We start from the raw sequence: 12,156 nt of genomic DNA, 5'->3' as shown, positions 1-12,156 counted from the left end.
TTTCTTGTGTTTAGAATTTAACATTTAGGCCAAATAATACAGTCCTTGGCCTTGGATAGTAACCGAGGTCGATACCCGATACCCAACCATCTGTTCCATAGCCGATCTCGGGATCCATCCCATCATATTTGGTGAACGTAAACAGATTTTGACCTTGTACGTAGAACCGGATCTGATTAGCATACTTCCATTTGATCAGCTTCGACAGATCATAACCTAAGGTCACATTGCTGATCCGAAGAAAGTCTCCATCCTGAATATAGAGGTCTGAAAACTGCCAATTGACATTAGTTTCCGTAACACGGGGGATCGTATTGGAAGTACCTTCTCCGGTCCATCGGTCTAATATTCTTGTGGTATAGTTTGCTTGTTTATTGGCATGATTGCGGTAAGACTGTACAATTTTGTTTCCAAGGGAACCATAGGCATTCACCGAGAAATCAAATCCTTTATAATCCAGTCCAATATTAAATCCATAGGTAAAATTAGGCATGCCAACACCTAGATTTGTCTTATCCGAGGCATTGATAATACCATCGTTATTCTGATCTACATATTTTACATCGCCCGGTTTTACATCCGCTTGAAGGATACCTTTCCCGCCTGTTTTCCAGGCGTCGATCTCGGCTTGGTTCTGGAATAGCCCGTCTGTTTTATACCCCCAGAAGTAGCCAATGGGCAGGCCGTTTGCGGCACGGTAAAATTCTTCCGAGTTATCGTATAACATGGCTGTCTGTCCGTGAATAATACCATCTTCAGTTGGTATCTGTCCCACCTTATTTTTGTTATAGGCACCATTTACCCCAAGGCGATACTTGACTTCATTGATCTTATCCGCCCAATTTAGTCCCAGTTCCACCCCTGTATTCTTCACGTCACCGCCATTGATAAAAGGGGGCAACGTTCCGGTTGTCGCCAAAACAGGCGCTGTAACCAGCCAGTTTTTCGTTTTTTTGACATAAAAGTCGGCGACAACATCCAGACGGCTGTTCGCAAATTTGGCATCAAATCCGATATTGGTCTGTTCGGAAGTTTCCCAGGTCAGATTCGGATTGGATAAGCGGCTCGGATAAGCCCCGGCAATATTATTGTTGCTCGTTCCAAAGACATAATGTGCGCCGGGGTTGGACGATGTAATGCCTGTTGAGGTACTGATGGGTGCCGCATATTGAAAATCAGCGATATCCTGATTACCCACTTGCCCCCATGAAGCGCGGAGTTTAAAGAAGTTTACAGCCGCTAAATGTTCTTTAAAAAACTCTTCCGAAGAAATTACCCAGCCTGCCGATACCGAAGGGAAATATCCCCAACGGTTGCTGCGCGAAAATTTAGAGGATCCATCTGCACGCAATGTAGCATTCAACAGGTACTTTTCCTTATAATTGTAGCCCAGCCGTCCAAAGTACGAGACCCTACGGGTGATGTTCTCAGGTTTTCCTGACACCGTACGCGTTTCGACGACGTTTCCTTTTTCATCCAGGTGTGCCTGGCCTGTAGTATTGTCTAGGTAAGCATGTGCAAAATCATTGAACTGCGAAAGCAGATTCCAGTTGGACCCCGAAAGGTAAGTTCCCTGGTAACGTAGCGATTCCATACCGACCATGGCCGAAAAGCGATGATCCGTATTGATATCAAAGTCATAAGAAGCTGTATTTGTCCAGGTCAGCGTATGACCTTTGCTCATATTCTGCGAGGTTGTTGTATGATCTTGGTTGTAGGTGTAGATGGAGAAGCGGTATAAGGGCGTAAAACTTCTGTATTCTGAAGCATAATAGTTGAATCCCAGCAATGACCTGACCTTCAAGCCTTTGATCGGTTCGATTTCCGCAAAGATATCGGCTAATAGTTTTTGGCCATCATTGGCGTTGTTCGAATTGGTCATCATCACCCCATATGGATTGCTGTCCCCATTGTACCAAGGTGAATTGGAAGTATCATTGAAAGGACTTCCATACAGGCCGTTGTCTGAATACACCGGTGACAAAGGCGAAGTGGCAAACGCACCGCGCAGCGTATTGCTGTACTGATTGCCCACACTGATGCCTCGATTTTTGATGTAGTTAAAGTTGAGGTGCTGACCTATTTTCACAAAGTTATCGAAGAGTTTATGTTCCGAATTCGTCCGGAAACCATAACGCTGATAGTTGGAAACGTCTTTACCACCGACAATCCCCTCCTGACCAATATAATTCATCGATAAGGCGTAGGTGGATTTTTCACTGCCGCCAGTCAGGGCAACATTGTAATTGTCCATTTTTGCATTATCCTTGAACATATAATCCATCCAATTGGTATTGGCTAGACCGTCCATGCCGTTAAAATCAATCAGCGCGGCCCCCGAATTCAGCGATTGCTCATTCATGATCAGCTTGTACTGATCTGCATCCAGCAATTTTGCTTTACGCGAAACGTTCTGAATGCCCGTATAGCCATCAAACGACAGCACGTTTTTTCCCGCAGCGCCCATTTTGGTGGTGACCAGGATAACCCCGTTGGCAGCCTGCGAACCATAGATGGCGGCCGAAGCTGCGTCTTTCAGTACGTCGATAGATTGGATATCGGCCGCATTCAAGACCGAAATATCCCCTCCCGGAACGCCGTCGATGACGTACAAGGGGCCCGAATTACCGATTGTTCCCAACCCCCGGACGACGACCTTCATATCTGCTCCCGGCTGACCGGAAGTTGATGTAATGGATACACCCGGTGCTTGTCCCTGAAGCGACTGCAGCGGGTTCAATTGATTGCGCTTCTGCAGTTCTTCACCCTCCACCTTCAAATTGGCTCCTGTATTCAGTTTTTTCTTTTGTACACCGTAGCCAATGACTACCACCTCTTCGAGATCGGAAGCTTGCGGCTGTAGGCGGATCACCATATTGGGACCAGTAATTTTAACTTCCTCCGTTTTGTACCCTACGTAAGTAATGGTCAATACAGTCCCTGTGCTGGCTGCAATAGAAAACTTGCCCGATTCATCGCTGCTCGTTGAAATCTTCTGATTCTTTACGCTGATACTCGCACCCCCGATCGGCAATCCTGAATCAGCCGAAACAACCGATCCGGTGAAGGATTGTGCCCAGACCAAAGAGGTCACGCTGGTCATGACAACGACGGCCATGCCCCTGCTCAACAATTGTTTGCTTATCATATGTCTTGATTTATAAATTGGTTTTTATTATTTTAATTTGACCTGCAAGGCTTTACCTGCATAGGTTACCACTGTAGATTTTGCTGATGAAACATCCAGTCCGACGGCATTCCTGTCGCTGACAAAAATGATATTGAACTTTCTTTTGGTCAGCATGCCGTCGAAATCTCCCTGACGGCTGGCCAAAGACAGCGTCTGTGCAGAATTGTCGTAGCTGAAATCAATTCGGCTATATTTCCCTTTTTCATAATTATAATTGCTCCCTTCGTCTTCATAGAGTGAAAACTGACCGTCTGCTCCGGCATAGATATAAATATCCAGTACATCCAGCTTTTTCTCGGCCGTATACTGCATGACCGGCCCAATGGGCACGATTGCTCCGGCCCTGACATAAACAGGGATACGTTCGTATGGTGCTGCAATAAGCAGATCCTGCCCGCCTGCTACCATCTTGCCACTGTATAGATCATACCAGCTGGCTCCTTTTGGAAAGTGTATCTTGCGTGAGGTTGCTCCTTTTTCTGTGACTGGACTGACGAGCAAGGATGGCCCCCAAAGGTATTGGTCGTTGCTGTCGAATCCATCTTTGTCCTGCGGGAAATCCATGGCAAGTCCACGTATCATCGAATAGTCCTCAAAAAAAGTCTTTGCGGCAAGACTGTAATTATAGGCCAGTAATTTATACCGCAGATTGATCGCATAAGTCATGCTTTTATAGGCCGGATGATCCACAGGAGCGATATTGTACGGTTCGCGGTAGGGATATTGTCCATGCGCCCTGAACAAAGGCAAGAATGCCCCATATTGGTACCAGCGGCTATTCAGCTCGCGCCACTCCTCCAAGTCCGCCGCATTAGGTTTGTGAAACCTATTTTCAACCAAAAAGCCACCCGCATCCATGGTCCAGTAAGGTGTCCCGGACATCGAGAAATTGATGCCCCCGGCAATCTGATCTTTCATGTCATGCCATCTCGAAGCAATATCGCCGCTCCAGGCCGCCGCAGCATAGCGCTGCTGCCCTGCAAAAAAAGATCGCGTCAGAATAAATACCCGTTTGTTAGGATCTGTTTCACGCTGGCCCTCATAGATACCCTTGGCATTTTGCAAAGGGAACGCATTATAATAGCGAACAGATGACCCTATACTCGGCTGAAAAACCGATTTACGCTCATCCAGATCAATATTGGAGTGAATATCTGGTTCGCTGGCATCCATCCACCAAGCATCGATCCCAATTTTGAACAGGTTGTTGTCCAACAATTTCCAGAACCCATCGCGTGCCGCTTTGTTGAAAGGATCATAAAATGTCGAGGTATAGCCCTTTCCGATCCAGTCTTTTCTGCCATCATAAATATTTCGTGGATAGATCCATTTGTTGGCTTTAAATTCTTGGTATACGGAAGACTCTTCATTGATTTTGGGCCAGGCCGAAATCATGATCTTAAAGTGCTGATCATGCAGCTTCTTCACCATGGCCTGAGGATCTGGGAAACGCTTTACATCAAATTTCTGGCTCCCCCAGTCATTTTCAGCCCAGTAAGACCAATCCTGCACAATATTGTCGATTGGAATCTTACGTTTGCGAAATTCAGCTGCGACCGCTTCAATTTCCGCTTGCGTCTTGTAGCGTTCTCTGCTCTGCCAAAATCCGAAGCTCCAAAGCGGCATAATCGGTGCCTTGCCGGACAAGTGGCGATAACCTGCAATGACCTCATCCATTGATGCGCCCTGAACAAAGTAATAATCTATGGCATCGCCAGCTTCCGAATTAAAGGAAAATACGTTTTTACGCACTTCCGGGATAGGACTCTGCCAGTTTAAGGTAAAATAAGACTCCCCTCCATCTGGTATCCATTCCATGCGGATCTGGTGGGTCTTATCTTTCTGGAGGTCTCTCTCAATCTCAAAGGTACCTGCATTCCAGGATTGCCGCCAGCGGTCGGCGACCAGCTCCCCATCAATCCAGACTTTCATATAACCCGAATATTTAAAATGCAGCACATGTTTGCCTGTGTAGGGCGAAGAGAAACTTCCGGCATAGATGACTTTGCTTTCGGCCAGATTTACGCCTTTTGGAAACTTGTGCTGATCTGTTAGGTAGCCATAGTCAATGATCGATTCCGGTCGGGATAGATAAACCTCTTCGCCCTTGTTCCGATTTACATAGGTTGCTGTGAGCCAGCCCGGTTCACCTTCTTTTGACTGTAGTTTAAAAGCATTTAAGGGCAATAACGGTCTCACGTCGCCCGCTTTTGTGATGGAGTAATTGTGCCATAAAATACCATAGTTATTGGTGGACAGTAAAAAGGGGATTCCGATTTCTGTATTATATTGCAGCAGCGAAACCTGTTTTCCACGGTTATAGTTCATCACCGCATTCTGATGTTGGCCGAGTCCGTAGATCCCTTCTTCAGCATTGACAATAAAGTCTTGGTTAATGTGATAAAATGCATCACCTTGATAACTATTGGCTAAGAAAGAACTTGAATTCCGCTTTGCTTCTTTAAGGATGGATTGCCCCTTAAGATCAAAAAATTCCACGTTACCATTCATCAAGGAAACAACTGCCTGCATATTGGCCGTTTGTACATTTACCGTCGAGTCTGTCGAGCTTACCGCGAGTGATTTTACTTGCCGGCGCAGTGAATCGACGATCACTAAGCTTGTTTGTCCCGGTAAGACTGCACCAGCCGGAACAGCTGTGACACGCACAATCTTGTCGGTTACGACATCCAAATAAATATCCTGATCAATGGAGGTCTCCGAATTTTTGAAGCTGACCTTAATACCGGAAGGCATTTTTTCATAATGAGCTTTATTGGCTTGGCTAAATCCCTGCTGCACGATTGCGAAGAGCATCAAACCACTTAAAGCGTACGTTAAGTTGCGCATTTAAATAAGATTTATTGGTTATTATATTCCCTTGGTTATTACACGTCCTTTCCTATTGAAAGAACAGATCAAATATAGAATGCAACCGGTTGTATAAGGGGTATGTTTTGTTAACTTTTAGGGGTTATTTTGTTAACTTATGCGGGAATACTCGCGGGCAACACTATCGATAATTCACTTATTTACAAGCTTTTTCGATAAAAAGACGGCAGGTTACCGAATGCAGATTTAAAATATTTGCTGAATTGTTTCGGATTTCCGAATCCTACTTCATAAGCAATTTCAGCCATCGATAATTTCGAGTTCTGAACCAGATGCATGGCACGCTTGAGCCGAATATGTCGGATGTATTCCATCGGTGAATAGCCTGTGATTGCAAGCACCTTTTTATAAAGCCCTACGCGGGTGAGGTTCATTCTTTTGGCTAGCAGTTCGACAGAAAGCGAAGAGTCACTGAGATCCTGCTCAATTTCCTTTACAAGCACACGGATAAACTGTTCATCAGCAGATTCGATATCGGGCTGCGCCAGATTAACGTTGATCTGTTTTTTATACCGTTTTACTAACGTCTGCTGCTGATGGAGTATCTGCGCCAATTTTGAACGCAGCAGACTGATATTAAAAGGTTTGTTGATATAATCTGTTGCACCGGCCTGTAAGGCCTCCAGTTCGATCTTCTGATTGACTACCGCAGTTACAATCAGCACAGGGATATGGACCAGCTTAGCCTGGGCTTTTATAAAGCGGCAAAAATCCAGTCCGCTCTCTCCAGGCAGGCTGAGATCGGTGATGACAAGATCGACCTGCTGCTTGCTTAGGGTCAATTTTGCATCATTAATACTTTGTACAGCGTAAATTAGGTAGACCGAACTCAGGGTCCGCTCCAAGTAATGAAGGAAGTCAATATCATCTTCCACCAATAAAATAGCGGGTTTATCCTGCTTACTGCTTTCGACGGGATCGGCGCTCGCTATGGCCTTATTTATGGGCAACTGAACATTAAATGTCGTCCAGTGCGCATTGCTGCTCAGCCTGATATTTCCACTCAAGAATTCGACATAGTCTTTGACAATAGAAAGCCCGATGCCTGTACCCTGATTCAGTTTTCCATTTGGCACATCCAGTTGTATGTAACGTTCAAAAACGCGGGCTTGTAAATTTTCGGGAATCGCTATACCCTGATTTTGAACTTCAATACACAGTATCTTTTCTGTTTCTTGTTCAGTGATTTCGGCATTGAATGTCACAATACCGGATACTGGGCTAAATTTGACCGCATTTGACATCAGATTGAAAATAATGCTTTCCAATTTGTTTTTGTCAAACCAGGACAGATATGTGTCTGGAGCGATATTGACCTGCAGCGAGATCTGATTGCTTTGAGCTATCCCGGCAAAGGCATCAAGCTGTTCGCGGATAAATCCCATGAGGTCCCCATATTCTTCGTTCAGTTCAAGTTCACTTTTCTCCAATTTTCTAAAGTCCAGCAGCTGGTTGACCAATTTAAGCAGACGGTCTGCATTCTTCTTGATCAAGTTTAGGTCGGCTTTTTTTTCCGGATGCTGCTCTTCATCCAGCAGCTGCTGTGCTGGAGTTAGAATCAAACTGATCGGAGTCCTGAATTCATGGCTTATATTGGTAAAGAAACGTGTTTTCAACGCATCCAATTCCTTTGCCTGTGCAGCTTGCTCTTGTGCGAGATAGAGTTGATTACGCGTCCTGACACGCAGTTTTGTCAAATAAAAATAAGCCCATAGGACGACTAATATCAAACAGGCATAAAAAAGAAAGGCCATTGTTGAACGCCAAAACGGTGGCTGTATATCGATTGTCAAAAGTAGTACACCATCTGACCAGCTACTTGAATCGATAGCATGCCGAATATACAAGCTGTAGCTGCGCGTGTCCAGATTGGTAAAACTGGCCCGCATGGTTCCCGGTTCAAAATCAAACCATTCATCACTTAGACCAGCAAGCTGATATTGATAGAGTCCATTATGTTGCTGTAGGTAGTCAAAGGTCGAGAACTCCAGCGAAATGGCATTGAGGTTGTACGGAAGCCTCAGTTCCTTAAGATTATTCAGGGCTTGATCGTAAATGACCCGGCCCGAAAATTCTTCACCTACGGCGACCCGCTTATTGAATAAATAGAGATTGGACAAAAGCGGCAAGATCAGTTCACTTTCGCGGCTAATTTTCGCAGGATCAATAAAATTGAACCCCTTTGGCCCACCAAAAACAAGTCTTCCGTCCCGCATTTTTAAAGCAGCGTTTTCATTGAATACATTACCCTGAAGGCCCAATTCCTGCGTAAAATTGCGGATGATAAACTTCTCTGCCTGCCCTGTACCGACAATCGTCGACAGGCCTTTGTTTGTGGAAGCCCAAATATCACCTTGATCATCTATCAAGAGCGCCAGGATTGCATCGTCGCTAAGCCCATCTTGCTGTGTAAGATAGCTTATTTTCGCACCATCGATTACATGCAGTCCCTCTTGTGTCGCTACCCAAATACGACCAGTTTTATCCTCTTTGATATCATAAATTAGATCATTCATGAGTTTCATAGGCGAACTGGATGTATTGATATAAGTAATCTTGTCGTCGGGGGCCAACAATGCCAATCCTGTAGCTGTGCCGATCCAGAGACGTTTTTTTGAATCCTCAAATAAGACAGAGATATAATTGCTGTTGATGGTTTGGCCCTGCCGTGTATATGTTTTCGAAAACTGTTCTGTTTTTTTATCAAACAGGTACAGGCCGGTACTTAGCGTTCCTATCCAAAACCGATGTTGACTATCTTCATAGATCTCCCATACACTATCGTCATTCAATTTCCCGGGGGCCGCGTCACGGTGGAAAACCTTAAAACTTTTGCCGTCAAATCGACACATACCACCTCGATAAGTTCCTATCCATAGCCTGTCTTCCGCATCCAGCAATAAGGAAACAATCACGTTGCTGCTCAAACTATTGGGATCCTGAGGATCATGCAGGTATTGCGTAAAGGTTTTCTGACTGAGATCATAATAGAGCAATCCCCCGCCATTTGTCCCAATCCAGAGATTACCCTTTCGATCCTGTACAAACTTATTGACGTCGTCAAAGGGAAGTGATTTGGGAAGTCCAGGATCAGGATAGTTCTTGACTAAGGAGAATAATAACAAGTTGGGATGATAATAACTGATGCCGCCTTTGTATGTTCCCGTCCAGATAATACCTGACTTATCCCGATATAAAGCCGTTATGCTATTGTAAGGTAGGCTCCGTAAATCATATTTATCGTTACCGATGATTTGTACACTTTTTGTTTTTTTATCATAAACATTGATCCCACCATGGTCAGTTCCTAGCCAGAGATGCCCTTTATCATCTTGCACGATATTGCCTACAAAAGGATTGGATAGTTCTTTTTGGAGATGTTGAATTGATCCATCTTTCGGATCAAGCCAGTATACACCGATTGGAATATCCTTTGAGAAGATCCATATCGCCCCGTCCTGATCGGCAAATAGATTATAATTTACCAGCTTATTGCTGATCGGCAATAAGCTAGTTTTGGTATTTCGCAGTGATTTCGTATCAATGTGACCCAGCAGGCCATTTTCGTAGATTACCCAGATCGTCTGCCCTTGCCCAGCTATCACATCGGCTATTCGGTTGTTTTTGGTCAACTGCGGTACAGTACGATAGGTTTTCTTTAGGCTATCGTACAAGATCAGCGAACGATCGCTATACAATAGTGCAAAGGTCTGCCCTTCCAGCTGTCTTATCGTATGTACGTCTTTGACGGGCAACTTTAAGCGGGTCAGTATGGAATCAAGCTGCTGGACGATAATGCCTGAATGCTGATCATACACATTCATCCGGTTGCTGGTACGGATCCATACATTTCCTTCTGGTCCCTCAAAGATTGCGGAAATCGAATTTCCACTCAGCCCGGTACGTTTATTGGCGGAATAGCGAAAATTTGTGAATTGCGCCCCATCAAATCGGCTCAGGCCAGATTCGGTACCAAACCAGAGGTAATTGTACTTATCCCTGAGTGCGCAATTGACATGATTATGGACCAGGCCCTGGTCAGAAGTTAAGGTTTTAAACGCATACGTATTGACCTGGCTCCAAACTGGCGATTGACCTAACAAAAGGAGAAGAAAGAGTTGGAGATACGCGTATAAAAAAGACTTAAGCTGCTGCATTGGTTATCATCTCCCCAATGATACAAAAATTGATCAAATACAGCAAATCAAGTTGCTATTAATATAAGCTTTGACATGGTCTTTTGATCGTTTCATCATTATACAACACGCACTATCACCTCTTATCATATTCCCAATATAAAAATGGCATTATTGAGACAGCTATTCTTTATCCGCTAACCAAGTTACCACATTGCGATCACGTTCGTAAGTTAAACCGGAATAATACCATTTTTACAGGGGATTAACAGGGTGTTAGCAAGGGTTTACCCCTGTTATACCCCTGTTAACCCCCTGTTATCCCCTTGTTAAACCCCTGCTAATAGTAGAACTGGTATAAATTAATTAATACGTTTTGTAGGAAAAATTGAAAATCAGTTTTACAATGAAGCGCTTCCAAAAGATTGCTATTAAATAGCCATGAAAATAGCACTATTTAAACAGCCCTATTAGGCAATAGAATTCCTAACACCAGATGTTTAGATCTGACTAAAAATCCTTTATTCACCACTCGAAATAGCAGTTCAAAATACTGGAAACTTACTGAAATTGCTTAGGCCTGTCTTTTTCTGCTGCTCTTGCGGCAATCTCATCAATGCGTTTTTTGCGGGTATCTGGTCTTTTGGCGAGAACAATCCATTGCAACATCATTTTTTTGACGGATTTACTCAATCCAAGAAAATAATCTTTTGAACCAGCGTAATGTTGAAATGCTTCATCCAAATCCTCGGGAATAATTAATTCTTCCACACTGTCCAAAATTGACCAAGAGCCATTTTCTTGCGCTATTTTTATAACCTCATGCCCCGCTGGAGTCATCAGATTCGCATCGATTAGTTTTTTAACTTTTTCTTTGTTAATTTTAGACCAGGTACTATTGGGTTTTCTTCGGCTAAATAACTGCATGAATGAATAGGCATCAATCGGCCTCCGTGTGCTATCAATCCAGCCAAAACACAATGCTTCATCCACAAGTTCAGTCCAGTTGACCACCGGTAAATTTGATTTTTTAGTATTACAGATCACCCAAATTGATTGTGTTATGTGATGATTGTTTTCAAGCCAAAATCGCCACTCTTCCTTTGTATTCAGGTAAATAGTGATTCTCTCCGCAGAATTCCGTTTGATCATTGATATAGTTTTTTAGTCCTTACTGGTATGGATAAAATTTGTCTTTTGTGAAAATACGTTTTTTCTGAATACTAGTCATCCATGTTTTGCAGAACAACAACGACCAGCTTGTCCTATTGACAATATCAGCCCGCTGCTCTATTTTCCATTTTTCCTCACTCGCCAAATGATTATTTTTCGTAGGCGCCAAGTCGATAGCGTCGAATAGCGTAAAAAAAACAGCAACAGCCAATAATGGTAATTAAAGTCAAGCTAATCAGGATTTTCTTTATCATACGTATTTATTTTTGCATTTCGTTTCAAATAATAAGTCCTTAAAAAATTACAATCAACACAGAAGTGAATGGAAAACCCTGGTGGATAGCCTACAGACAAGCGGAAGGAAAAATACGCAACCCTGGAATGGCGGAGTTGACCGTAAACAACTCGAATGGTTACAAAACGAACTTGCCCAAGCGCGGAAAAACAAAGCGCATGTGATCGTATTGACACATCATCCTTTATTGCCAGAAAACGGCTATGAAACACTCAATAACCGGGAGGTTCTTGATATACTATACCAATTCCCCGAAGTTAAGCTGGTACTTTCCGGTCATAATCATAAAGGCAATTATGTAATGGCAAATAATATTCCTTTTGTAACCATGGAAGGTATGATCGAAACAGCTACCAGCAATGCCTATGGACTTTTGGAACTCTATCCGAAAGAAATCAAAATCAAAGGCCAGGGTAGACTCAGTTCAAGAGTTTTTAAATTATCATCCAAATAGGGCTCAATCGGGTGAT

The 12,156-nt window shown here is 43.7% G+C and carries 5 protein-coding genes; 1 reads left to right on the top strand and 4 read right to left on the bottom strand.

Features of this window, described 5'->3' with window-relative positions:
* Nucleotides 1-10 precede the first annotated feature (10 nt).
* The 4 genes from K2F45_RS10180 to K2F45_RS10165 form a co-directional block, all read right to left on the bottom strand.
* Nucleotides 11-3,148 carry a SusC/RagA family TonB-linked outer membrane protein gene (locus K2F45_RS10180; protein WP_248933470.1) on the bottom strand — a complete coding sequence of 1,046 codons (3,138 nt, stop codon included), beginning with the start codon at nucleotides 3,146-3,148 and terminating at the stop codon, nucleotides 11-13.
* A 27-nt stretch (nucleotides 3,149-3,175) separates the two neighbouring features.
* Nucleotides 3,176-6,040: a glycoside hydrolase family 31 protein gene (locus K2F45_RS10175; protein WP_248933469.1), complete on the bottom strand. Its 2,865-nt coding sequence runs from the start codon at nucleotides 6,038-6,040 to the stop codon at nucleotides 3,176-3,178.
* Nucleotides 6,041-6,222: 182 nt separating this feature from the next.
* A complete protein-coding gene (locus K2F45_RS10170; RefSeq protein WP_248933468.1) occupies nucleotides 6,223-10,239 on the bottom strand; it encodes a hybrid sensor histidine kinase/response regulator transcription factor in 4,017 nt (1,338 codons plus the stop codon).
* Between the two features lie 540 nt (nucleotides 10,240-10,779).
* Complete coding sequence (locus K2F45_RS10165; protein ID WP_248933467.1) at nucleotides 10,780-11,370, bottom strand: YdeI/OmpD-associated family protein; 591 nt, start codon at nucleotides 11,368-11,370, stop codon at nucleotides 10,780-10,782.
* Between the two features lie 356 nt (nucleotides 11,371-11,726).
* On the opposite strand from K2F45_RS10165, the gene K2F45_RS10160 reads away from it, so the two are divergent.
* Nucleotides 11,727-12,140 (top strand): metallophosphoesterase, encoded by a 414-nt coding sequence (locus tag K2F45_RS10160; RefSeq protein ID WP_248933466.1) that lies wholly within the window; start codon nucleotides 11,727-11,729, stop codon nucleotides 12,138-12,140.
* Nucleotides 12,141-12,156: the final 16 nt, after the last annotated feature.

This window comes from Sphingobacterium siyangense (genome assembly GCF_023277505.1).
GTDB classification, from domain to species: domain Bacteria; phylum Bacteroidota; class Bacteroidia; order Sphingobacteriales; family Sphingobacteriaceae; genus Sphingobacterium; species Sphingobacterium siyangense.
The sequence above is the reverse complement of the archived record's forward strand: the minus strand, read 5'-3'. Positions and strand labels throughout refer to the sequence as shown.